Annotated in this window: 13 protein-coding genes and 4 pseudogenes; 7 read left to right on the top strand and 10 right to left on the bottom strand. The window is 59.2% G+C overall.

Annotated features, from left to right (window positions below; all coding sequences use genetic code 11):
- Positions 1 to 9: 9 nt before the first annotated feature.
- The gene (locus AC58NV_RS21230) at positions 10 to 762 is read right to left on the bottom strand and encodes a substrate-binding periplasmic protein (protein ID WP_497228920.1); all 753 of its coding nucleotides are present in this window, start codon (positions 760 to 762) and stop codon (positions 10 to 12) included.
- A 219-nt stretch (positions 763 to 981) separates the two neighbouring features.
- On the opposite strand from AC58NV_RS21230, the gene AC58NV_RS21225 reads away from it, so the two are divergent.
- The 3 genes from AC58NV_RS21225 (at position 982) to AC58NV_RS21215 (ending at position 5,075) form a co-directional block, all read left to right on the top strand.
- Positions 982 to 1,950, top strand: a complete 969-nt coding sequence (locus AC58NV_RS21225; RefSeq protein ID WP_497228919.1) for a TAXI family TRAP transporter solute-binding subunit — start codon at positions 982 to 984, stop codon at positions 1,948 to 1,950.
- An 84-nt stretch (positions 1,951 to 2,034) separates the two neighbouring features.
- Positions 2,035 to 4,653 carry a TRAP transporter permease gene (locus AC58NV_RS21220; RefSeq protein WP_497228918.1) on the top strand — a complete coding sequence of 873 codons (2,619 nt, stop codon included), beginning with the start codon at positions 2,035 to 2,037 and terminating at the stop codon, positions 4,651 to 4,653.
- Complete coding sequence (locus AC58NV_RS21215; protein ID WP_497228917.1) at positions 4,650 to 5,075, top strand: universal stress protein; 426 nt, start codon at positions 4,650 to 4,652, stop codon at positions 5,073 to 5,075. Before AC58NV_RS21220 ends, AC58NV_RS21215 begins: the two co-directional genes overlap by 4 nt.
- Positions 5,076 to 5,590: 515 nt before the next feature.
- Here the strand turns inward: AC58NV_RS21215 and AC58NV_RS21210 are convergent.
- A complete protein-coding gene (locus tag AC58NV_RS21210; protein ID WP_497228916.1) occupies positions 5,591 to 6,490 on the bottom strand; it encodes a MurR/RpiR family transcriptional regulator in 900 nt (299 codons plus the stop codon).
- Between the two features lie 97 nt (positions 6,491 to 6,587).
- On the opposite strand from AC58NV_RS21210, the gene AC58NV_RS21205 reads away from it, so the two are divergent.
- Positions 6,588 to 8,987 carry a GcvT family protein gene (locus AC58NV_RS21205; protein ID WP_497228915.1) on the top strand — a complete coding sequence of 800 codons (2,400 nt, stop codon included), beginning with the start codon at positions 6,588 to 6,590 and terminating at the stop codon, positions 8,985 to 8,987.
- Positions 8,988 to 9,461: 474 nt separating this feature from the next.
- Here AC58NV_RS21205 and istB read toward each other — a convergent pair.
- Both istB and AC58NV_RS21195 read right to left on the bottom strand, forming a co-directional pair.
- Positions 9,462 to 10,231 (bottom strand): annotated as a pseudogene (gene istB, locus AC58NV_RS21200) (IS21-like element helper ATPase IstB).
- Positions 10,161 to 10,565 (bottom strand): annotated as a pseudogene (locus AC58NV_RS21195) (IS21 family transposase); the annotation flags it as partial. The pseudogenes istB and AC58NV_RS21195, both read right to left, overlap by 71 nt.
- 705 nt (positions 10,566 to 11,270) lie before the next feature.
- On the opposite strand from AC58NV_RS21195, the gene AC58NV_RS21190 reads away from it, so the two are divergent.
- From AC58NV_RS21190 to AC58NV_RS21180, 3 genes are all read left to right on the top strand, one after another.
- The gene (locus tag AC58NV_RS21190) at positions 11,271 to 11,417 is read left to right on the top strand and encodes a hypothetical protein (protein ID WP_497228914.1); all 147 of its coding nucleotides are present in this window, start codon (positions 11,271 to 11,273) and stop codon (positions 11,415 to 11,417) included.
- Positions 11,418 to 11,598: 181 nt separating this feature from the next.
- Positions 11,599 to 13,212, top strand: coding sequence for a thiamine pyrophosphate-binding protein (locus AC58NV_RS21185; protein ID WP_497228913.1), 1,614 nt, complete (start codon positions 11,599 to 11,601; stop codon positions 13,210 to 13,212).
- A gap of 112 nt (positions 13,213 to 13,324) precedes the next feature.
- Positions 13,325 to 13,591 carry a DUF6429 family protein gene (locus tag AC58NV_RS21180; protein ID WP_497228912.1) on the top strand — a complete coding sequence of 89 codons (267 nt, stop codon included), beginning with the start codon at positions 13,325 to 13,327 and terminating at the stop codon, positions 13,589 to 13,591.
- Positions 13,592 to 13,756: 165 nt separating this feature from the next.
- Here AC58NV_RS21180 and AC58NV_RS21175 read toward each other — a convergent pair whose 3' ends face one another.
- The 6 genes and pseudogenes from AC58NV_RS21175 to AC58NV_RS21150 all read right to left on the bottom strand — a co-directional run.
- Positions 13,757 to 17,113 carry an AAA family ATPase gene (locus AC58NV_RS21175; protein WP_497228911.1) on the bottom strand — a complete coding sequence of 1,119 codons (3,357 nt, stop codon included), beginning with the start codon at positions 17,111 to 17,113 and terminating at the stop codon, positions 13,757 to 13,759.
- A gap of 486 nt (positions 17,114 to 17,599) precedes the next feature.
- Positions 17,600 to 17,872 (bottom strand): hypothetical protein, encoded by a 273-nt coding sequence (locus AC58NV_RS21170; protein WP_497228910.1) that lies wholly within the window; start codon positions 17,870 to 17,872, stop codon positions 17,600 to 17,602.
- 338 nt (positions 17,873 to 18,210) lie between these two features.
- A pseudogene (locus AC58NV_RS21165) lies at positions 18,211 to 18,471 on the bottom strand (integrase core domain-containing protein); the annotation flags it as partial.
- A 1,380-nt stretch (positions 18,472 to 19,851) separates the two neighbouring features.
- On the bottom strand, positions 19,852 to 20,346 hold the full coding sequence (locus tag AC58NV_RS21160) for a hypothetical protein (protein ID WP_497228909.1): 495 nt from the start codon (positions 20,344 to 20,346) through the stop codon (positions 19,852 to 19,854).
- Complete coding sequence (gene mobF, locus AC58NV_RS21155; RefSeq protein WP_497228908.1) at positions 20,343 to 23,348, bottom strand: MobF family relaxase; 3,006 nt, start codon at positions 23,346 to 23,348, stop codon at positions 20,343 to 20,345. The genes AC58NV_RS21160 and mobF overlap by 4 nt, the downstream gene beginning before the upstream one ends.
- Before the next feature lies 1 nt (position 23,349).
- Positions 23,350 to 23,986, bottom strand: a pseudogene (locus tag AC58NV_RS21150) (type IV secretion system DNA-binding domain-containing protein); the annotation flags it as partial.

Below are 23,986 nucleotides of genomic sequence, written 5' to 3'. Positions count from 1 at the left end.
ACAGCCGCCTCATCGGTTCAGAGCGGATCGCAAGATTTCCTGGATCCGGCCGCTTTCGTGCAGCTGATCCAAGGCCTGTTGTAGGCGCTCAGCCTTTTTGGCGCCTTCGGGGGTGCGCGGGAAGGCGGCGTAGCGGCCCAGTTCCACGAGAGGGGTCGGCAGCACCCGCAGCTTGTCCCAAGCGTTAAGCTGCCGGGCGGTGTAGGCGAGGGTGGCAAGCCCGCCAACGATCACGTCCGAGCGGCCCAGGAGCAGTTTGCGGATGTTGTTGAAGTCATCCTGCGACATCTCGCGCCGGATGCCAGGATCGCTGTCAAAGCTCTCTTCATAGGTGAATCCTGCAACGAGGCCGACCACCAGCCCGTCAAGCTCCGCAGCCGACCGTATGTCTTGGATAGGGCTATCCGCCCGGGTCACATAGACCGAGCGAGTGGTGCGTAGCGGGCCGACAAGATGCCATTTCTCAAAACGTGCGGTGGTCGGGGTCAGCTGAAAAACCCCGTCGAACTTTCCAGCCTCAAAGTCCAGAAGCATCCGTTTCCATGGCACCGGGCGATGATCCAGCGTTACCCCGATCCGCGCAGCGGCCTCGTCCATGATCTGCACATCGATGCCGGTAAACACTCCGTCATCAACATGATTGAACGGGGCAAAATCCTCCATTGCGCCCATTACCCAAGTTTCCGCTACCGCGGCGGCGGGCCGCAACGCTACCAGCGCCAAGCCTCCGGTCAGGGTGAACATTCGAACAAGCCGTTTCATGACCCGAGCTGCCTTTTTTCAACACGACACCGCAAGTCTAAGCCCGCCGTTTCCGGCGCGGCAAGGCGCAAGTTACGACGGAAAAGTTACGCTGGCAGCGGAATTTTTTAGTCTCTCACGCTCTTCCCTGCTGCGCTGATACTCAAAACCCGCAGACAAACCGGAAGCTGTGAGGTTCATTACCACGCCGGTTGAATCATGCAACGACAGGAGAGAAAGATGTCAAAATCCATGAAATTCACTGGCACGGTGCTGGCCTTAGCCCTGAGCGCCGGTGCGGGTGCTGCAGCCGAGCAGCAGTTTGTCACCATTGGCACTGGTGGCGTGACCGGTGTCTACTACCCGACGGGCGGTGCGATCTGCCGTTTGGTCAACAAGAGCCGCAAGGAACACGGCATCCGCTGCTCTGTCGAAAGCACCGGCGGTTCGGTCTACAATGCACGCACCATCCGGTCGGGAGAGCTGGACTTCGGCGTGATCCAGTCCGACGTGCAAGTCAAGTCGATTAACGGCACTGACCAGTTTGCAGAAGACGGTCCCTATGCCGATCTGCGTTCGCTGTTCTCGGTCCACCCTGAACCAATGCATGTTATGGCCCGCGCCGATGCAGGAATTGCCACCACCACTGATCTGAAGGGTAAAAAGGTCAACATCGCCAACCCCGGCTCGGGCACCCGCGTTTTGGCCGAAACCTTGCTAAAATACGAAGGTATCTCCGTCGACGATTTCTCGCTGGCAGCCGAGCTGAAATCATCCGAGCAGGCCGCAGCACTTTGCGATGGTAAGATCGACGCAACTATCTGGGCTGCTGGCCTGCCGAATGGATCGAGCCAAGAAGCGACATCCACTTGCGATGTGAAAATTATCCCGCTGGCAGGTGCCGGCATTGAGAAGCTGCTGAGCGAAAACACCGCCTATGCCGCGGCCACCATCCCCGGCGGCATGTATCCGGGCAACCCCGACGACCTGCCGTCCTGGGGTCCCAAGGCCACAATCGTGACTTCGGCTCTGGCCTCCGATGAGGTCGTATATGAGGTGGTGAAAGCGATCTTCGACAACTTCGACGCCTTCAAGAAGCTGCACCCGGCCTTTGCTAACCTTAAGGAAGCTGAAATGGTTTCCGACGGTTTGACCGCTGAAATTCATCCTGGTGCCCTGCAATACTACCAGGAGCGCGGTTGGAAGTAACACCCGCACCTCCGGCCGCCCCTGCCATTTGGCCGGGGGCGGATCCGTTTACCCCGACATACTATTGGGAGGGAGAGAACCGCCGTGACCGAAGCTGCAACTCCGTCAAAATCTTCCGCCCAGGCTAGCACTGCTGAACTGGGCGAAATCGTTGCCGAATCCGATACCGGAGCCCGTACTCCGCGCAACCGGTTCGCGGCCAATGTCCTGTGGTCGGTTCCCCTGGCCTGGTCCATTTACCAGCTCTGGATCGCCTCGCCGCTTCCCTTCATTCTGGGTATTGGCGTCTGGAACGACAGCCAAACCCGCGCCATCCATCTTGGCTTTGCGGTCTTCCTGGCATTCGTGGCTTTTCCCGCCTTCCGCTCCAGCCCGCGCCACCATATTCCGGCGTTGACCTGGCTGACAGCCATCATCGGGGCCATCAGCGCCTCTTATCTGGCTTGGGATTATGCTGGGGTCTCGGCCCGAACCGGGGTTCCTAATACGGCAGATTTGGTCATGGCGGGCATCGGTATAGTGCTGTTGATGGAGGCCGCGCGCCGCTCTTTAGGCTTCCCGCTCATGGGCGTGGCGATTTTTTTTCTGGCCTATGTCTTTTTCGGTTCCTGGGAAGGCCTGCCGGAGATGGTACGGTGGAAAGGCGCTTCCTTCAATAAAGCAATGAGCCACCTGATGCTGACAACCGAAGGGGTGTTTGGTGTCGCGCTGGGTGTGTCCTCGGGGTTTGTGTTTCTGTTTGTGCTGTTCGGCGCGCTGTTGAACCAGGCCGGGGCGGGTAACTATTTCCTGCAGCTCGCTTTTTCCGCCCTTGGTCATTTACGCGGCGGCCCTGCCAAGGCTGCCGTCATAGCCTCAGCCGCAACCGGGCTAATTTCGGGTTCGGCGATTGCAAATGTGGTAACCACCGGCACCTTTACGATTCCACTGATGAAGCGAGTAGGGTTCACCCCGGCCAAGGCCGGTGCCGTTGAGGTCTCTTCGTCGATCAATGGCGTTCTGACACCGCCGGTTATGGGCGCAGTGGCCTTTCTGATGACTGAGTACGTCGGCATTTCCTATGTGGAGGTAGTGAAAACTGCCATCGTTCCAGCCGCGATCTCCTATATGGCACTGGTCTATATCGTACACCTAGAAGCGCTGAAGATGGGTATGACCGGCACTTCGCGCATGCACCCGGTGAAGTTTATGCTGGGCGCAATCTTCATAATTGCGTCCTCGATCGTGATTGGCGGTGTCACGCTTTGGCTGGCGGGCCAGCTGGTTGAATTGCTCAGCAGTCTGATCGGGCCGCTTTCTACCCCAGTGCTGGTCGCCGTGCTGCTGGCTGCTTATGTTGCCGCCGTGCGCTATGCCGCGGCGCGCCCAGATCTGGAAACCAGCATTGAATCGATGCTGCATCTGCCACCAGCGAGGGTGATCCTGAAGACCGGGCTGCACTACTTGCTGCCGATCTTCCTGCTAATGTACCTGCTTATGATCGAGCGTAAGTCGCCGGGTCTTTCGGCCTTCTGGTCTTCGGTATTCATGCTGATGATCCTGCTGACCCAGGACCCGCTCAAAGCGTTTTTCCGCAAAGCTGGCAGTTTGCAAGATGCATTTGTGCATGGCTTTGCCCAGACGCTTGAAGGCATGATCACCGGCGCCCGAAACATGGTGGGCCTGGCCGCCGCGATGGGTCTGGCAGGCATCATCGTAGGCGCCGTGACGCTGACCGGTATCGGCCAAGTGATGGCTGAGTTTGTCGAATTCCTTTCGGGCGGCAACCTGTTGGCGATGCTGTTCTTCGTTGCGTTGATTTCGATCGTGTTGGGCATGGGACTGCCGACCACGGCCAACTACATCGTGGTCAGTTCGCTGATGGCTGGCGTCGTTGTCGAACTGGGAGCGCAGAACGGACTGATCGTGCCGCTGGTCGCCGTGCATATGTTCTGCTTCTACTTCGGCATCATGGCGGATGTGACGCCGCCGGTGGGGCTGGCCTCCTTTGCAGCTGCCGCGATTTCCAAGGGTGACCCGCTGCGGACCGGTTTTCAGGCGTTCTTCTATTCGATCCGCACTGCGCTGCTGCCGTTCCTGTTCATTTTCAACACCGATCTGCTGCTGATCGACGTGGGGCCGTTCCAGGCAGTGGTGGTCTTCATCACCGCGCTGATCGCTATGCTGCTGTTTGCGGCCGGCACCATGGGCTATTTCCAGACCCGGTCCAAACTCTGGGAAAGCGCGGTTCTGATCCTGTGCGCTTTCATCCTGTTCCGGCCTGATTTCTTCCTGAACCAGATGGCGGACGAGTTTGAAGTCCGACCGGCCTCGGAGATCTACACGATTGCCCAGTCTGCTCCAGACAACACCAGCCTGCGGCTGAGGCTGGCGGGCGAAAGCCTGGAAGGCGATATGATCGACGCGCGCTACCTTTTGCCGCTTGGTGCTGCGGGGGAAGCGGGAGAGGCGCGGCTGGCCAATGGCGCCGGGATCGAGTTCCGCGCCGAGGAGGGTAGGTACCTTGTCGACAGCCTGACCTTTGGCGGTCCGGCCGAGCAGCTGAAAGTCGATTTCGACTGGGAAGTGGTGGAAATCGAGGTCAAGGCGGACCGCCCGCCGCAGGAAATCTTCTATGTCCCTGCGCTGCTTCTGCTGGCCGGCATCTATGCCCTGCAGCGCCGCCGCAAGCTGAAATCCGAACCGCAGGAGGCCGCCGCATGACCCGCCCCGTACTTGCCGCCATCGACCTGACCCACCCTGAGGACCAGCGGCGCGTGCTGAAACGCGCGCGCCAGCTGGCGGGCCTCGAAGGCACCCCCCTGTCGGTGATCACCGTGCTGCCCGACTACAAAATGAGCCTGGTCAGCACGTATTTCTCAGCCGATCACACTCAGGAAATGGCCGAAGATAGCCTGAAGGCCCTGCACCAGTTCACCCGGGAATCCATCGGGCACGACGATGATGTCAAACATGTGGTGCGCTTGGGCAATGTCTACGAGGAAGTGCTGACCGCCGCAGGGGAACTGGACGCCGGCCTGATTGTCGCAGGCGCACACAAGCCCAACTTTTCCGACTACCTGATCGGCCCCAATGCGGCCCGTATCGCCCGCCATGCGGCTTGCTCGGTCTACATCGTCAGATGACAAAATGATCTGTCGGCCCTGCAGATGCCAACATGCAGGTGGCAGCGAGATCCATCTGGTGGAGCCGGTTCCGCCTAAGCCCAACCCGGATCAGGCAGGTGGTTTCCACTTGGCGGTCACTGGCCAGCAAACTTGGTGCCTTAATCGCAGGGCCCAAGGCGACATGTGGTTAGAACTGTTAGGAAAGTTTCCAAGTTTTCTGCTAAATGTTGAATGCCTATCCCGCTCAAATCCTCTGCGACCGAAAGCCGCCGCAAACACATTCGACTAGAGGCCTGCTTTCGTGTACTGTTTCAATGCGATCTTCCTGTACCTGAACTGGGCCGGATAGGCCTATTGACGCTCACTGTTCTGCCTATCCCGGCATAACCAGAGCACGCCGCCTGTGGAGTTTCCGGAAACTGCCAACGAGTACGGCTGATCACTTTGGACCGCGAAACTCAGGTCAAGGCGCGGCGGGATTACACGTTCCTGAAGCACCGGCTGGACGATCACCGGATCAGTGTCCTGTCGGCTTAGCCCCGGATGCGGGGCGTGCGCCCGGCTTTGTAATAGGCCCCGCTGTCCTCGCGGGTGGCCTCGTAGTCGGCAATCTGCTGCTGGGCCTCTTCGCCGCCAAGGGCCACGAGATGGCCCAGCAGGCATTCCAGCACCGCCATCGCGCCGCCGTAGCAGCCGAAGTAGTGGTGCGACTGGGTTGTGATGGGAAAGACCACATCCGGGTCGATCTGCGGTGCGATCACTTCGCTGTCGGAAATCACGATCAGCTTGGCCCCGCGGCTGCGAGCATAGCGCAGCGACTGGATGGTCTCGGCGGAGTAGGGCGCGAAGGTGATGGCAATCAGGCAATCCTGCTTGTTCGCGCCGATCAGCTCATCCACGGCGGAGCCCATATGGCGTGGGATTAGCTGAAGTCCGGGCAGGGCCATTCGGCCGACGTAGTGGAAGTAATAGGCCATTGCATAGCTGGAGCGGGTGGCGGTCACATAGCAATGGCGGGCTTCTGTCATGCAGCGCAAGGCGGCCTCGATCCGGTCCTGCGACATCATCCGCAAAGAGCGTGAGACGATATTGATCTCATTCCGTGCCAGCCGGGCCTGGGTCTGTGCCATGCTGTCGCCCTCGTCCAGCTGGGCAATCCAGTCAGCGCCCATCTGGTCTTCGCGCTCGGTCACCAGGGCGTGGCGGAACGGATCGCGGAACGGCTCGAAGCCGTCAAACCCCATTTTCTGCGCCAGCCGCACCAGCGAGTTGGGGCTGACACCGATTTTCTCCGCCGAGACGCGGATTGGGTCCATGCCAAAGTCGCCGGGATTGTCGATGATGTACTTGGCGATCACCTTAAGCCGCGGTGGTAGGCCGCCGATGGCGGCTTTGAGATCGGCTAGGAGACGGGCTTTACGGTTCTTATCCATGCCTCAATAAAAACGAATGTTCTTGAATTGGCAAATTGAAAACACGTGCGGAGAAGGCAATCTGGCGTAAATCTGACCTATAGAGAAAGACAGTCCCATGTCCCTTCCTTCCCACGCCTCGGTCGTTGTCATTGGAGGCGGCATCATGGGGTGCTCAACGCTGTACCACCTGGCCCAGATGGGAGTAAGTGATGCGATCCTCTTGGAGCGCAACAAGCTGACCAGCGGCACTACCTGGCATTCAGCGGCGCAGGTGCGGGCGCTGCGCCATTCGCAGAACCTGACGCGGATGATCCAGTACTCGGTAGACCTCTATTCCCGGCTGGAGCAGGAGACCGGTCAATCGGTGGGTTGGATCCAGAAAGGCAGCCTGTCGATTGCCACCAATCCGGACCGGCTGACCCACATCAAGCGGCAGGAAGCGCTGGCCCAGGCATACGGCGTGCGGGCAGAATCGGTGAGCGCGGGGGAGGCCAAGGAACGCTGGCCGCTAATGAACGCTGACGACGTGATCGGTGCGGTGTGGTCGCCAGATGACGGACGGGTGTCGCCGTCGGATGTCTGCGCGGCACTGGTCAAGGCAGCTAAGGGGCTGGGTGCGAAGATATTCGAGAACACCGGTGTCACCGGCATTCTGACCGAAAACGGCAAGGTTGCGGGCGTTGAGACCACCCAGGGCACCGTGATGTGCGATGCGATTGCGCTTTGCACTGGTTTGTGGTCGCGGGAAGTTGGCGCCATGGCCGGAGCCGAGGTGCCCGCGCTGGCTTGTGAGCATTTCTATCTGCTGACCAAGCCGATTGACGGGATCACAGGTAACACGCCGACGCTCAGCGACCACGACAACCACCTCTATATCCGGGACGACAGCGGCGGGCTGCTAGTGGGCTGCTTTGAGCCTATGGGCAAGCCGATCAAACCCGGTGTTCTGGACGAAAGCTTCGAATTCGGCTTGTTGCCCGAGGATTGGGAGCATTTCGAGCCGATGATGATGAATGCATTGCACCGGCTGCCCGCGCTGGAGACCGCCGAGGTGAAGATGCTGCTGAATGGTCCCGAAAGCTTTACCCCGGATGGCATGTTCATGCTAGGCGAAACCGCTGAAACCAGGGGGCTGTTCCTGGGCTGTGGCATGAACTCAGTGGGTTTGGCCTCGGGCGGCGGCGCGGGCATGAACCTGGCGCATTGTATTGTTCATGGTCACACCGCCTATGATCTGGGCGAAGCGGATGCCAAGCGGTTTGCCCCCATTTACAACAGCCTGGAGCATCTGATGGCGCGCGCGCCGGAGATCCTGGGCTCCCATTACGAAATTGCGTATCCGGGGCGGCAGCTCTCATCGGCCCGGGGTTTGCGCGCCTTGCCGCTGGAAGCTGAGTACAAGGCGGCGGGCGCGCATTTCACCCAAGTCTATGGCTGGGAGCGGCCGCTGTATTTTGGCAAGATGGCCGAGCCGCGGATGACCTTCGGCAAGCCGGACTGGTTTGAAAATGTGAAGGCTGAGGTGATGGCCGCTCATGAGAAGGCCGCGGTTTTCGATGCCTCGCCCTTTGGCAAGATCGAAGTGCAGGGGCCGGATGCGGAGGCGTTTCTGCAGCATACCTGTGCGTCCAACATGGCCAAGGCGCCGGGCCGTGCGATTTATACCGCAGTGCTGAACAGCCGCGGAACTTATGAAAGCGACATCACCGCACACCGGATTGATAAGGATCACTATCGCCTGTTTGTGGGCACTAATGCGATCAAGCGCGACCTTGCCTGGTTCAAGCGCCACTCCGAAGGCTTTGACGTGACCCTGGCCGACAGCACCGAAGACTATGCCGTGCTCGGCCTGATGGGGCCGGAGGCGGCACGGATCATCGCGGAATGCGGCGCGCCGGAGTTGAACGATCTGGGTTATTTCAACGTTGGCCCCGCGCATGTGGGGGGCTGCCGTGTGCGGGCTGTCCGGATGTCCTATGTGGGCGAGGCCGGCTGGGAGCTAACTATGAAGGCGGAGAACGCTGCCAAGGTCTATGCCGCGCTGACTGCTGCCGGGGCGGTGCCCGCCGGGATGTTTGCGCAGACTTCTATGCGGTTGGAGAAAGGCTTTGCCGCGATGGGGCATGAGTTGGACAGCGATACCAGCCCGTTGGAGGCGGGGCTGGACATGCTGGTCTCCAATAAGAAGAGCTTCATTGGCTCCGAGGCGCTGGCAGGGCGGCGTAAGGAAGCCAAGCGCGCATTGATGACGGTGATCATAAAGGACGAGGCCGCAGTGCCATTGGGCCATGAGCCGGTCTATGCAGGCGGCAAGATCGTGGGTCACACGACCACTGCCTGCTTCGGTTACCGGATCGGCAAGCCCATTGCGCTGGCCTATGTGCATCTTGACCACGCTGATGGAGCAGAGGCTGAGGTTGATATCGCCGGCACCCGATACCCAGCACATCTGCAGTTTGACTGTGCCTTTGATCCTAGCGGAAGCCGCATGAAAACTCGGACCGTGGCTCTTTAGCCATGTCTCTCAAGAGCTGGCGAACAATGACAGTGAATTGCAAGAAGTTTGGAATGTGTTTAACGAAGGCTGGTGGATCAAATTGCAGTGCAACCGCAGTTGGGTTCGGCTGCCGTCGGCTTTCCATAGTCCTAGGGTCTGGACTTCGGTAACGGGGGTGCCCCAGTCAAGCTATTTTGGGCAGGCAAATTGATCCGCCAAAGCGGTTTCACCGGTTCTATTCTAGCCCGTCCTGCTTTCTGCCGCGTCTTTCAGCTGAGGTCTTTCGGGTACATGCTTCGGTCCGTGGTCAGTGCGCTGGCTGTCAATATGACGCTGGTTCGATGCAATTCCGATGTGCCAATTGTCAATCGGCATGGAATTTTGACCCCCTGTAGGCATCTAAAATTGACCCCCTGTTTGACGCACGGTTGGCTGGCCCGATGCGGTGTAGCCTCCACTAAGCGAAGCCGTATCGGGCCAGCGTTAGCTCGACTATTCTCGGGTTTTGAAGCGCCAGCTCTCGTTGCTAGTTTCGACGATGTCGCAATGGTGGGTAAGGCGGTCGAGCAGCGCGGTAGTCATCTTGGCGTCGCCGAAGACCGAGGGCCATTCGCCGAGGTCGAGGTTGGTCGTCACGATGATCGATGTGCGCTCGTAGAGGCGGCTGATGAGATGGAACAATAGCTGACCACCGGCTTGTGCGAAGGGAAGATAGCCAAGCTCGTCGAGGATCAGGAAGTCGAGGCGGCACAGCAGATCTGCCGTGCGCCCCTGCCGGTCGGCGCGGGCTTCCGCATCGAGTTTGTTCACCAGGTCCACAACGTTGAAGAAGCGCCCCCGTCTGCTGCGGCGGATGCACGCCCGAGCGATGCTGACGGCCAGGTGAGATTTACCGGTCCCTGTGCCGCCGATCAGCACGACATTGCGTTACTGCGCAAGAAACTCTCCGGTCGCCAGATCACGGACCAGCACCTCGTTGACCGGCGTGCCTTCGAAGCTGAACTCTTCGACCTCCTTCGCCAGGGGCAGCTTGGCAATCGTCATCTGGTATTTGATCGAGCGCGCCTGCTTCTCACTGATCTCGGCGTTGAGCAGATCGCCCCCTCTCGGCAGCATGCTGCGCATGCGCCTGCCGGGCAACGGATGATCTGTTGCGGTTCGTGCTGACGCTTCACCGCCGTGGCGATGGTCTCATCGTAGGCGGCCTTCATGCCGTAGAGCTTCAGCTGGCTCATCGCGTCCAGCACCTGTGATCTTTCCATGGATGGGTCTCCTTAGGCTGTCATAGCGTTTGCAGTCGGCCACGGGCTCGCAGGTCAGTCGCAGCGCGTCGGGCGTATCGATGGTCAGCGGCGGCGGCTCACGATGCCGGGCCAGAATGTTGATGACGAAGGAGGCCGCGGGGGCCCCTTCGTTCAGCGCTTCGGCACAGGCAGCATCCACTGCATCCAGCCCATCGGTGGGGATCATGCTCAGGATCTGGACCATCTGCCGGTCGCCATTGGGCACCTTGCCCAGTTTGCGCTGAATGCGCCTGATCGCTGATGGCAGCTCCCAGTCCTTGAAGGGAGCCCCATTCCTGAGGGCTCTGGGCTTGCCGGTCATTCGCACATAGCGCAGCATTCGGTAGTTTGGGCTCACTGCCGCCATGCGGCGGCACAGCACCGAGAAGCCAGCGCAAGCCTGCCCCAGGCCAGCTGTGATCGGCTCAAGCCAGCCCAAACGCCACATTCGTACCAGGCGCAGTGAATGCTCCGCTGCGAGCGCGAAGTACTTGGGCCATTTTCCCGAAAGCGGCCATCCTGATGGCGGTGCCAGCCCCGGTTGACGCTGCGGACCGCAGCGGTGTCAGCGAAGCGCAGGAAACCGCCGCTGCAAAGTTGCGAACCGTCTTCGCCCTTCGGAACCTGAGGGGAAACCGTCGGTCGAATGCTGGGTTGGCTCTGGTGTTGGCTGAGAGCCCTTTTGCCTCGCAAGCGGTTGCAGCATTTTACTGCTGCTGCATATTCATGCGGGAAAGACGGCCCTTTGCGGACACTCGTCACCATCCAGCCGCCGCATTGCAGCGGTCGCCAGAGCGGCCATTGGCAACTAGGTGCAGCATTTCATCCCAAGCAATGCCTCCGCGGAACATTGCTGCGGTTCGCCACACATGCAGCCTGGCCGCCTCCATAGGACCGCTTTTATGCAAACCGGTATTACCGGGTTACGCGGACAGCGGAGACCTGCTGTTTGTGCATTTCGTAGCCGAGAGCTGTTTGGGGCTCGAAGCGAACTCGCAGCCGGATTTCGAAACTCGCCATGAATATGGCGGAAGCGATGATTCTCATCGGCAATCAAACAGACTGGTATTCCGCAGAACTGGCTTTGATCTATTTTCGTTCGATTATGAAGGAAGATCGATCAAAGTCATTTTTTATGCCGCCGATGGAACTTGCCGAATTATGAGATGTTCCCTTCAAATCGTCTAACGCTGTCAACATGCGGCTATCACGCATCATTAGCCAATGTGATGCGCATTTCGCCGGAAAATTTACTATGGAACGCTCAAATTTGCGCAAAATTCGCGCGGATGAATGGATACTAATACTCAAATGCGCAGACGAAGAGACAACTGAGGAACCGCAGCATGTACGTTTACCAATCCATTGCCCAATCCCTCTTCGATCATGGGCAAGGAACGATTTTCGGACTGATGGGGGATGCGAACCTGTTCATGGTTGATCATTACGTGCGCGAGGGTGGTGGCACCTTCGTGCCCGTGGCTTATGAGGGGAGTGCGGTTCTGATGGCGCTTGCTTACGGCCGGGTGGCAGGCCGGGTCGGTGTGGCCACCGTGACCCATGGGCCGGCGTTGACAAACTGCGTTACTGCGTTGACCGAAGGCGCGCGCGGCCATGTTCCGATGGTGCTTTTGGCAGGTGACACCGCTACGTCAAACCCGCACAATCTGCAGAACATCGATCAGCGCGAGACGGTGAAAGTGACTGGTGCGGGCTTCGAGCAGTTGCGTTCGCCCGAGACTGCCTCGTACGACGTGGCCCATGCGTTCTATCGCGCCCAGGTCGAGAAACGGCCCATTGTGCTGAACATGCCAGCTGATTTCATGTGGCAGGAGGTTGAGCACGCGGTCCATGTCTTCCCAGCATTCAATGCCCCCGCGTATGTCCCTGCGGGCGATGACCTGGACGAGGCGGTGGGCATGATCGCCAGCGCCAAGCGACCGATTATTCTGGCGGGCATCGGCGCCAAGGATTCCGTTCCGCAAATTATTGAGCTTGCCGACCGGCTTGAGGCCCCGCTGACCACCACGCTCAAGGCGAAGGGGATGTTCAGCGGCCACCCCTATAATATCGACATCTTCGGAACGCTTTCCACACCTGCCGCCTACGAGGCGATTGACAAGGCCGATTGCGTGGTAGCTTTCGGCACAAGCCTGCACCATTTCACCACCGACAAGGGCGCGCTGATGAAAGGAAAGCGGGTGGTGCAGATTAACAATACAGTCACCGAGGTCTCCAAGAACTATCACCCCGACGCAGCGCTCGTGGCCGATGCAGGGCTGACCGCCAAAAATATCGTTTGGTGGCTGAACGAGGCCGAAATCCCCGGCAGCGGTTTCACCGCCGAGCTGGATATGGAAGTGCTGACAGCGCATCCCATGGGCAACCCTGACAAAGCAAAGCCCGGATACGTCAATTTTGAATTTGCGCTCGACCTGCTGGAAGAAGCCCTGCCCAAAGATCGCTTCCTCACCACCGATGGCGGACGTTTCATGACCGAGGTCTGGTGCCGTTTATCAGTGCCCAACGCCGAAAGCTTCATAGCGACAACCAATTTCGGTTCAATAGGGCTGGGCTTGCAAGTCGCTATCGGCGCGGGCTTTGCCGTACCCGACCGCCCCGTCGTTTTCTTCACCGGCGATGGCGGGTTCATGATGGGTGGGATCAACGAGTTCAACACTGCTGTCCGAATGAAACAAGACATGATCGTAATCGTGGCGAATGACAGCGCCTATGGCGCCGAGCATATCCAGTTCCTCGACCGCAAGATGGATCCAGGTCTTTCCATGTTCGATTGGCCTTCCTTTGCTGACGTTGCAATCGCTCTTGGCGGTCAGGGGGTACAGGTCAATTCTACAGAAGACCTGGAGACAGCGATCCAGGCCATCGCAGTCCGGGACCGCCCGCTCTTGATCGAGCTGCGCCTTGACCCGAACGATGTGCCGCGAATGAGGCTCTAGCTTTTGGCGCGTCAAGTCCTCGGTTCGTCCACGTTCGGCAATTTCACTCCTTCAGTGTTGCTTGGTGGCTGATGAGGCTATTTTTGAATGCTTTCGGTGAAGACCGCGGTGCTTGCTGATTTCTAATGTGGTATTCGATTGGATCATGGAAATCGACGAGGACAAAGTCGACGATGCGGTTCTAGCGCTGCTTTGGCTGACGCTGCATGAGGAGCGCCGGGCGTGGAAAAGCTTCGACTGGTCTGTGACGGATCGGCTATACCAGAAAGGCCTGATCCACGACCCGGTTAACCGCGCCAAGTCTGTCATACTGACTGATGAGGGCCTGCAGCGCGCGGAGGCCCTGTTTCAGAGGTTATTTACGCGACCGCCTGAGTAGCTTTCGTCTCGCGCCTTTCAGTTCCGTGGGAGGGGATCCGGCGCCTGCGGTGTGCTCGTTCGGGGCACGGCCAGGCGAGGATATCAGACAGCCATGCTTGAGGTTAGCGGACTTAGCAAATTCGCCGTGGATCGTACGGCTTGCCACAACGATTGAGTCCGCGGTCTAGCTTAACGACTGCAACAGCGCGCGCGCCTCGCAGAAATCTTTCGTCTCAAATCCTTCAGTAAACTTACTTAGGATCGCCGAAAGCTTATCAGCGGCTTGGTGGCGCTCTCCCTGCAAATCGAGCAGCTTTGACAGATCCCGAACTGCTCGCAACTCGAGGGCAAGCGCTTCTTGTTGCCCTGCGATTTCGATTGCGCGGTGCAGGTCCGTTTCTGCCAAGGCTCGGGCATTTGCGTCCGCGGCAAGGTTGATTTGAGCGCGGGTTCGGTGCAACTCGGCGGCGGCAGAGATATCTTCGCTTTGTGCCATAGCCTCAAATGCCAGTGTCATTGCATTCGCTGCGGCAGCGTGTTCGCCAACCTTCGCATATGCCTCTGCCGCCAGAGACCGGTGCATCGGATCAAACCGGGCCGACCCGATGCGGCGTGCCTCGTCGAAGCCAGCTTCGATATCCGCGAGACCCGAACCTTTGCCCTGTCGATGCAGTGCCGCCCCCAGATGGATCAAGGCCCACGCATGCCAGAGAGCGAGCGACATCTCCTCCGAAACCCGCAGCGCTTCCCTTGCGGCTTGTTCGGCCGCGTCGTTACGACCAAGCCAGAGATTGACCAGCGTGGCCCCCATGCAGAGAGCGAGACCTGTCGTGTTAGGGTGCTGTATCTCACGTGCCCAGCTCAACGTATTCTCAAGTTCTTCCGACGCCTGATCGGCGAAGCCGAGATGCCAAAGGCACCATGCGCGATAGTTGCCCCCAGCGACACGCGGATCGTGCCCAAACCGGAACTTGAGCTTTTTGTGGGTGTCGGGCTGGTATAGAGCCAGAGATTGTTCTGCCAAAGCCAGACTTTCTCGAAATCGTCCAGCGTGAAACCGTTCCAACGACAAGGCGCGCAGACTGATCAAGCGCGGACCCGTATCTGGCCCAGAATGTGCAACGGTTGAAAAACGCTCGGCCAATTCAGGTGAGCCGCCAACAGCGATGTACCGCGCCGCCCAAAGACCGTAGATTGCCGGTAGCTGTAGAGTGGCATCGCCGGCCTCGTCCGCCAAGTCCATCGCTCGGCTGAATGCGGCCACGGTCGCCTGACCCTGATAGCCATCACTGGCCATCAATGCCTGACCGAGATCCAGCTGGATTGCCTGTTCGCGGCGGCGCCAGCGCGGATCGCTCCCAAGTTCACCGCAAAGTCGGACTGCCGCATTGAAATCGGCAATGGCTTCGCGAAAAGCGGGACGCTTGACGGCCGCGCGCCCAGCTTCTTCCCAAGCATCCAGCGCGTTTTCCCGACGACCCGCGGCTTCCGCGTGTTGTGCGCGAATCTCAGGTTCTGCGCCTCCACGCGAAACCAAGACGTCGTAGAGCAGGTGATGCAGCGCCACCCGGCGACTTCTCAGAAGGCTTTCATAAGCTGCGTCACGCACCAGCGCATGTTTGAAGAGATATGTTGCATCCACGCCGGTTCTACGGCGGAAAACAAGCTCGGCGTCGACAAGCCTGTCGAGTGCTCCCTGCAGCGTTGCGTCGTCCTGCTCGGATAATTCTGCCAGCGTCTGGTAGTCAAATGCGCGGCCGATAACTGCTGCCGTCTGGGCGACTTCTTTCACGCCATGAAGCCTGTCAAGCCGAGCCATCAGCGAGTCATGCAGCGTTGCGGGGACAGCGACGTTATCCAGCGAAATGCCAGCGTCGTTGGTGATTCCTGTCATTCCAAGCATGCCCGTTTCCACGATGGCCTTTGTCAGCTCCTCAACAAACAACGGAACACCATCTGTGCGTGCCGCAATCTCGTCGACCAGATTTTCCGGCAAGCTGCGCCCCTCGATGACGCGTTCGATTATTGATCGCGTAGCCGCACGAGCCAGCCTGTTGAGTGTGAGCCGGGTCATGGTGGGGTGACTAGCCAGGTGTGCCGAAAATGTTGGCCGCGCCGTGACAACGAGCAGGACCCGCAAATCAGCGAGACAATCAAGAGCCAGTTCGATAAGTTCCAGCGTCGTTGGATCTATCCAATGCACATCTTCGACCAACCAAAGCACCGGTTGTTGCTGCGCAAGGCCCCGCAATTGTTCAACCATTGCCGCAAGCGTGCGATTTCGACGCTGCTGCGGCGAAAATGTTAATTCGCCATAACGCTTGCTCCCGTCCAGATTTATCATCTCGGCGAAGAGTTGCGCCGTGTTATAGAGGCTAGCGGCGTTATCGCCACCATATGCTAGAAGCGCTTCCAACCGGTCTAGACGTTGATCAAGACTGTCTTCGGCCTCAAATCCGGCAGCCTGGGTAATCTGTTGAATCGCAGGATGCAGAGCGCTGTCAGCGTGATAGGGCGAGCACTGATACCGTAGAAGTGTGTGCGGTACCTCTTCAATGGACGCGACCAGCGCCTCAGCGATCCGGGACTTGCCAATCCCCGCTTCTCCCGTGACCAGGATCGCCTGACCTTCGCCCGCTTCAACTTGGCGCCAACGCTCTATGAGCAAGGCCAGTTCCTGATCACGCCCGACAATCGGTGACATCTCTCCATGTTGGCGGGCCGCGAACCGGCTGGACAGCGTCCGCTGGCCGAGCACGACAAAGGCCGAAATCGGAGCTGCTATACCTTTGAGCACCTGGGGCGGAAGGGCCTTGAGAACAAAGATGTCACCGATCAATCGACACGTAGCCTCGGCAACAACCACTTGCCCGGCCTCCGCGACGGATTGTAGCCGCGCTGCCAGATTGGGCGTGTCTCCAATCACGACTTCCTCCTGGGCTACTCCCTCGCCGATGAGATCGCCAACAACGACGAGCCCAGTTGCCACGCCGATACGGCAGGCCAATGGTTTTTCATCGCCAATAAGGCGGGAAACAGTTGCAATGATCGATAACGCCGCTCGTACGGCGCGTTCCGACTCATCTTCATGGGCGCGGGGCCAACCGAAGTAGGCGAGTATCCCGTCTCCCATAAACTTGGCGACGTGGCCCTCCACGCGGGCAATCTCACCTGCAACGGCATTCTGATAAGCGCGTATCACAGCGCTCATATCCTCCGGATCAAGTCGCGCGGAAAGCTCGGTGGAGCCCACCAGATCCACGAACATAACCGTAAGCTGTCGGCGTTCGGCGTCTGAGGTGGTAGCCTGTCCCAACTCGGCGTCTGTAGGTCCAGGCGCTAACTGTGTGTCCGCCTTCTTGCCGATGCCATCAATTGCATTGAGCAACTTTCGGCGATGTCCAATCGAAGACACCCCAAGTTCACGCAAATCGTCAGATGTGAGTCTTGAGACAACCTCCAAGTCAATGTCGTTCTCGCGAAACGCGGCCTCATAGCGCGACAGCCCAAGTGCGGCGAGCCAGTTGCCAACATTCCACATGCCAACTTCTCCTGTGTCTTTCCTGACGGAATACCCAGAAGCTTACATGCTGAAGGAAAGGCTGTCTCGGATAGCGTCCGGATCGCGGCAAGCTTAGGCTCCAGGTTTCATACGGCCACCGGAGCGTGCGATTTTAGTTCCCGTCGCGAACCAATAGTTACCCGCCATTGGCGCAGTTAGATCCATTGGCTGAAAATTCCGCTAAGTAGTAAACAAGAAAGCCCATTAAGAAGGTCGGCTTTCGGTTGCGACCGACATGCTGTGGCTGCACGGCAGACAGACTTGGGCAGCGTCGGCTGTGGGCTCAATGCCGCGTTGGACACGAGGAACAGCAGGCATTAATCCGATCAAGTAGGGTGATCGAGGATGCCGGATGAACTGCCTTTAGAGTATTACGTTTCAACGACTGTGAGGCTCCCAAAATGTTGAATACCCTACCAGCTGCCCCTGCTCCTTGCAGCTTCGCAAGGTAACTAGCCACTTCTTTTACGACGTCAATTTGGAAAAGGCTTTCAGCGCTTCATCCATCTTCTTCTTGGTATCCCCAACCTTCTTGTGAAGCGTTCCGAGCTTTGCAGAAATCTTTGCCAATTCGGCTGCAGCTGTTCCCATCTGAGAGACATTCCCGCCTTTCAGGATCGCGTCGTATTTCGATAGATTGTTGTTAGCCTTAGTCAGCTCGGCTTGAGATTTATGGTAGGCTTCCATTGCTGCTTTCATTTTCTTTGCAGCCGCGGCGATTTCCTTTTCTGTAGCCATTTTTCCCCTCCATAACTGTCGTTGTTTGCCATGGTCCTTTACTTAGAGCTGCCCACGAAGTGTGGCCGGGATCATAGTTGACATAATAGCCTAAAACTGGCCGATTTGACCACTCTTCAGCATAAGTTCAACCAAGCAGGAGCGGAACGATACTCTTCGAAGTGTCAGCTATCGAAGGTCCGGTTCGGGCTGGCTTGAGCCGATCACGGTCAGCCTGGGGCAGGCTGGTGCTGGCATCTCGGTGCTGTGCCGCTGCATGGCGGCAGTGAGCCGATTGTGTTGAAAAAGTCGGTGCCCGGTTGGGTGGGGAGCCTGATCTGACAGGTCCGGTTTGATTGTTAGTGCATGACTGGCCTTTGGTCCATCGGGACGATGGTTTCCGGCGCAGGCGGCCGGTATCCCAAGACGCTGTGGGGCCGCTTAGTGTTGTAGTGTTTCCTCCAACTTTCGACTATGATCTGAGCCTCCCTCAGCGAGTAGAAGAGCTCTCGGTTCAGCAGTTCGTCCCGGAGCCGGGCATTGAAGCTTTCGACGTATCCATTCTCCCATGGACTCCCTGGTTCGATGAAGGCTGTTTTTGCACCAACCGCCTCAATCCAGGCATTGATCCCCACCGACGCAAAGCTGTGGCGCAGATCATGCAGGCGGACCGCGTTGAGTTCTACGCTCTGCCGGAGCTTGCGCCAGACCCTGTCACTCCGGTGGTCAGGCATCGGATCTTTGCCCTCGCCGAACACGTAAAGGTTGCTGCGCGGAAAGGAGGCTAGAACCCGTTTTGCAGGGCGCCCGAGCCAGATCGCGCGCGGTCCGGACTTCGCATCGGGCAGAGCACAGCGCAGCCCGTCGATCATGTCCCAGCGGAGGGCAAGCGCTTCTCCCTTGCGGCAGCCGGTGAGGGCGAAAAAGCGGAGGCACCCTGCCTCGCGGGGATGTGTCTCCTCCAGCCGCCGCAGAGCAACGCCCGGCCGGGCCCACTGTGCCTCGGAGAGGTAAGTGGCCGTGAAGCTTGTCTTGCGGCGCCTCAGCCCCTTGCAAGGATTGCTGCCGGGCCGCTGCAGGCCAAGCAATTCCGCGTGGCGCATCATGCCGGACAGAACGGCAAGTGCGCGGTTGCCGCTGGCGGCACTGCCGGGCAGACCATCTTTCCAGGAAACCAAATCTGCCCGTGTCACCTGATTGAGCCGCTTGCTGCCCAGATTGGGGACGATGAGGTGCTCAACGTCGTGTGCATGGGCGCGATGGGTGGCCGGTTTCCAGCTCGGGGCGAGATCCTTGAGGTAACGGCGGCTGAAGGCGGCCACCGTCGGGGCTGCGTCCGGAGCTGCCCCTGCTTCCACGCCGTCGAGCAGCGTGCGGGCCAGCTCGCGGGCCTGGGGCAGGGGGATCGCATCGGCCCGCGCGAGCGTCTGCTTCCGGGTCCTGCCATCGGCACGCCACTGCACGATCCAGGAGCTAGTGGTGCCGCGCTGCCGGAGGCCCAGCTTGGGAACCTCAGTGTCCCAATGAACGGTCTCGGAACTCTGGGAAACGGGTCGGGTACTGGCGCTGTTCAGAGCGGATTTATGCATGGCTGTCTTCCTTCTCTGCTTCAGGAAAAATTCTGCGCAGTTTCCCTGGAAGCGGCCAGGAAAAGCGGGGAAGCAGCATGGTTCAGGAAGGAAAACCGCCGCCGCGGCCCGTTCCGCAGGCGGGAAAGCCAGTCGGTTGAATGGCTTGCCAGGTGCCTTGGAACGCCGGTTTCGGCCCGGAGGCCTCAGATTTGGACCACACCCCACGCAGCAAAGCTGCAATCAGCGCAAGACGCTGATTTGATTGCCAAAATTGTCATTTTGGCAATTGGGGGGTGGCAGCACCTTGTGACGCCATATTTTCAAGGGCCGAAATTGCCTCTGGCCCAGCTGTGGCCCGGCTCTGGCCCAGCGTGGCCCAGGCTGAGGGCCAGCTCTGGCCCGGCAAAATCGGGGGTGTCCGTGCCTTGTTCATCGCTCGATCTCCACCTCTGCCTCGCGCTCCAAGCCGTCGCTGCCCTGCTGCATATCGCGCCGGATCGCATCCTGGAATGCGGCCTCCTGACCGGCAAGGTTTGCGTGCTCTTTTTCCAGGACTAGGCTGGTGTCACGCCGCAACGTCTCCACCGCTTCGGTAGCAAATGCGAGGAGCTGTTGCTGGCTGGTGTCGGACTTCGACATAAGGGAGGCGATGAGCAAACGGATCATCTGCATCTCTTTCATTACTGAAAACCGAAGCGCCGAGAGGAGTGCTCCCTGTTCCTCGATCCGGCTTTCCAGACCCTGCAGATGTTCCGGGCAGAGAGCTTGACCAGCGCTGTCCTTGGCGTCTCTGACGGCCCTTTCCTGAAGGTCCAAAATAGCCTGGTCCAGAGTCTCTTGCCGGTTTTCAGAGCTGCCTTCAATCAGGGCGCTGGCAACCGGGCCAAGCCGGACACGAAGGGTCTGTGGCTGTGTCTCGCTCATCGTTCAATTTCCTTATCTCGCTGCAGGAGGATTTCTGTCTGCTTTTCAACTTCTTTAATTTTCTCGTCGAAGAGACCGGGCAGGGCAGGGGTGTCCGACTCCTTCTCCTTGGCCTTTTTTCCCTTCACCGCCTCAGGCTCCTCCCGTGGTTCCTCTCGGGTTTGTTCCTCCTCCGGTTGCAGGGAGCGTGCGCCTGCGAGGCGGCCATCCAGCCAGGCATCAAGAGCGGTCTGGCGGATGCCGGTCTCCTTCTCGATGGTTTTGGAAAGCCTTTCCGGATCCTCTGTCAGCAGCATTGCTTCATCGCGCGCCCGGCTGATTTCCACGTAGAAACTCTTCTGGGTTGCGAGCCGTTCGGTGGAGCGCATAGCCACGATCACCCGGTCCACGGACTCCCCCTGAACCGCGTGCGCGGTGGCGGCGTAGTCGTGTTCCAGCCCGCGGGCTGCGAGGCTGTCAGCGGGAATGGCGATCCGCGATCCTTCCAGCGTCTCGGCCTCGATTACTCCCCCTTTGGTTGATTTAATTTCTGCCCGCAAACCGTTCTTGATGCCGTTTTCCGGGTCTGTGATCCGGAACCGCACCTGGTCGCCTTCAGCCATGCCACGGGCCTCGCGCTCATAGGCCACGAGTGCCTTTCCAAGCTCCCGCTGATTGAATTTCGCAGCCAGGGGCAGGGTGGTCCGTGCACCGGTTTCCTCATGCTCAACGGTCAGCTTATTGCCCCTGTGATCGGCTTCCCGGACCACATAGAGACCGTTCTTTTTCAGGCCGTATTCCTTGCTTGTCGCCACGGACATGACGACATCGCCGGGGGCGTAGCTGCGGGCGTCGGCAAGCATTGCCTCGGTGAGCTGGCGGTTCAGCAGGCCGTTCACCTTGACCTCATCGGAGGCAATGCGGCCTTCCTGCCGGAGGCCTTCGCGAACTGCCTCATTGATTTCCGCACGGGCCGCGTTGGTGAGGGTGAGGATCCGGGTGCCCTGCCGCTCGGCCGGGGTGAGAGCGAGGAACCTTTCTGCAGCTTCCTGGCGGGGATCATCGACCTTCAGCACATTGTCCTCCAGCCGACCAAAGGCCGATGTGATTTCTCCCCGGATCGAGTGGTAGACCGCTGCCTTCAGATCATCGTTCCGCTGGCGGCGGATCTCATCCATGACCGCGGTGCGCATGCCTGCTTTCTGCATCTGTGCGAAGGGCTGACCGGCGGCAACCGCATCAAGCTGCTGGACATCCCCTACAAAGACGACACGCGGGGCGCCGGTGCGCTCCGCGTAGTCCATGAAGCTGCGCATGTCCTGGGCGGACACCATCGAGGCTTCATCGACCACAAGGATGGTCCTGCTGTTGTCCACGTCCTGCGGGTGGTGGTGCTCGGCCGTGACCACCTTTGCCAAGGTCTCGGCGCTCCCCAGAACCTTGGTCAGCTCATTCACCGCCTGGTGGCTCGGAGCATAACCATTGACCTCATACCCGTTCTGACCAGCATAGTGTGTTATGCGGGTCAGGGCTTCCTTTGTGCTTTCCAACATGAAGGTCTTACCGGTACCTGCATAGCCTTGGATTCCGACGTAGCGGCCTTTACCGGTCAGGGAGGTTTCGATGGAGGCGCGCTGGCCGTCGGTCAAGGAACGGACAACGCTCAGTCTTCGGGCCAAAAGGCTGTCTCCGGTGCGCCCTTGTTCTGATAGGAGTTCGAGGCCGCCGGTCTTCTCCGCCTTCCGCCAAGTGGCCAGAATAGAGCGTTCCAGATCTACAGATGCCTTGTCGGTCAAAATCTGACCGCCCTCACCGCTTTCAAACAGCCGGCCTGCCTTGATCTGCCGGTTGATTTCCGCATCTACCGCCTTGAAGTCAGAGCGGCAAGCGAAGTGCATAGCCGCCACCGTGAGATCTGCTCTGCTGTAGGCGGATTCCCGTTCGCTGATGTGCTCTACGGCGCGGTTTACGGCCTGCCTGGGGTCAGTCTCCACGCGTGCCACGGCTGCAGCACTGGACAGCAAGGCCTTGGCCTTCTCGAACACCCCCGACGGCTGGCCGGGTTCTGCGAGGGGGTCGATCGGGCGCTGCTGATCGAGTGGCACCACAGGCTGCGGGGCGGCGTGACCCATCCTGCCAAGGTCCAGCTGATCCCGGCCAAGACCGGCTGCGAGTGCGTCCGCACGCCAGGTTTCCCTTAGCGCATCCCGGTCCAGATTTTTATGTTTGGCTGCCCGGGTGGCTAATGCCGCTTTGCTCGCTGTTTCCGGCGAAACATTCATTCCCTTATTGTCGATTGCATTCAGAATTTCTTGCCGCCGCTTTGAAAAGGCTTCGGTCACCTCCTGAGAAATTCCGGAGATATTCACCTCCCCGTATTTTCCCCGCTCTGTGGCAATGCCAAGGTCCGCCATTCTGTTTTCAAAGTCGGAGCGGTAGATTTCCGTGATCAGTTTTTGATTTTTGTATATGGCTTCATTCCGGATAGCAGAGTATCCGTCGTTTTCATTTTTCACCATGTTTGCAATGACGGCATGGCTGTGCAAATTCGGATCCAGAGCACGGGACGTATCGTGCCGGTAAATTCCGGCAATGATGCCTTCCCCGTTCTTCGTGACAATTTCTCCTTCCTGCTGGAAGCGCGTTTTAATGAACCGTTCTTCCACCACCGTCATAGCCGCACGGACCGCGGCATCATGGGCGTCTATGATGCGCGTGTCGCCGATCACCAGAGCGGCAACTGAGGCCGATTTGGACGCGGAAAAGGTGAGGTCGAGGCCGGGCCGGTGCTGCCGTTCGCCCTCCACGTAGCGGCCCATCAGCTTTCCGTCCGGTGCTTCACCATCGAGCAGTTGCGCAAAGTGCCTGTCATCGGCATAGCCGGTCAGGCCGTTCTCCTCCGCGGCCTTGCCGAACCAGGCGGCTGCCCTTTCGCCTTCCTCGGTTCCCGCTTTGTAATAACCTTCCTGCTTGTAGTAGCCGCTTGCGGCCGCTCCGGCCGAGACGTTTGAAATCGACATCATGTCAGGACTCCTCCGCGAAGGCAGTTTCAAGGTGCAGAAAGGCTGTTGCGGCATCACCATCAGGTTCCGCTTGAGGGCGATCCGGCCGTTTCGGTGTTCTCCTGTCAGGCTGGATCTGACCAACTGTAGGATGGGCGGGAACAGAGAGGGGCAGGGCCGGACTGACGGTTTCGGCCGCCGCGTCTCCGTCCGCAGGCTTTTCAGTAACTTGAGCCGGATCCTCTGGCGCAGGCTCTTTCGCTGGCGCGGTGGCTGCAGTCTCCTGGTCAGCTTGTGCCGGCGTGGTGCCGGGGTAGGGGAGTGCAGCAGTTTCGCGGGCCTTGGCAGTGCCGTTGCCTGCGAAGCCCGCATAAGGGTCAGGCGGAGCGATCTCTTTCACATCGAGGCCACGCACCCGGGCCGTGGCGAAATGCTGCCAGTACCAGTCCCGTTCCGAGATCTTGGCGGGATCCTCAATTCCCGCCGCGCGTTCAGGACGTACACGGTCCAGGAACCGGCTGAACTCAACCTTCTGATCTTCAGGCTTCAAGGCGGCGAAACCCTCTTGCGCGGCCTCACCCTCTTCAATCTCGACATTTAACGCGGCAACCTGCATTCCGCCGGAATCAAAGCCGTTGCCCTTATAGGGGATGAACTTT

This window comes from Leisingera sp. ANG49, from assembly GCF_059694505.1.
This window is presented reverse-complemented; position numbering and strand designations above follow the sequence as displayed.

Bases quoted from the DNA above. Each gene is read 5' to 3' on its own strand.
- AC58NV_RS21225 (WP_497228919.1), top strand. From the start codon at position 982: ATGTCAAAATCCATGAAATTCACTGGCACGGTGCTGGCCTTAGCCCTG.
- AC58NV_RS21160 (WP_497228909.1), bottom strand. From the start codon at position 20,346: ATGAGCGAGACACAGCCACAGACCCTTCGTGTCCGGCTTGGCCCGGTT.
- AC58NV_RS21185 (WP_497228913.1), top strand. From the start codon at position 11,599: ATGTACGTTTACCAATCCATTGCCCAATCCCTCTTCGATCATGGGCAA.
- AC58NV_RS21210 (WP_497228916.1), bottom strand. From the start codon at position 6,490: ATGGATAAGAACCGTAAAGCCCGTCTCCTAGCCGATCTCAAAGCCGCC.
- mobF (WP_497228908.1), bottom strand. From the start codon at position 23,348: ATGATGTCGATTTCAAACGTCTCGGCCGGAGCGGCCGCAAGCGGCTAC.
- AC58NV_RS21230 (WP_497228920.1), bottom strand. From the start codon at position 762: ATGAAACGGCTTGTTCGAATGTTCACCCTGACCGGAGGCTTGGCGCTG.
- AC58NV_RS21215 (WP_497228917.1), top strand. From the start codon at position 4,650: ATGACCCGCCCCGTACTTGCCGCCATCGACCTGACCCACCCTGAGGAC.
- AC58NV_RS21170 (WP_497228910.1), bottom strand. From the start codon at position 17,872: ATGGCTACAGAAAAGGAAATCGCCGCGGCTGCAAAGAAAATGAAAGCA.
- AC58NV_RS21205 (WP_497228915.1), top strand. From the start codon at position 6,588: ATGTCCCTTCCTTCCCACGCCTCGGTCGTTGTCATTGGAGGCGGCATC.
- AC58NV_RS21190 (WP_497228914.1), top strand. From the start codon at position 11,271: ATGAATATGGCGGAAGCGATGATTCTCATCGGCAATCAAACAGACTGG.
- AC58NV_RS21175 (WP_497228911.1), bottom strand. From the start codon at position 17,113: ATGTGGAATGTTGGCAACTGGCTCGCCGCACTTGGGCTGTCGCGCTAT.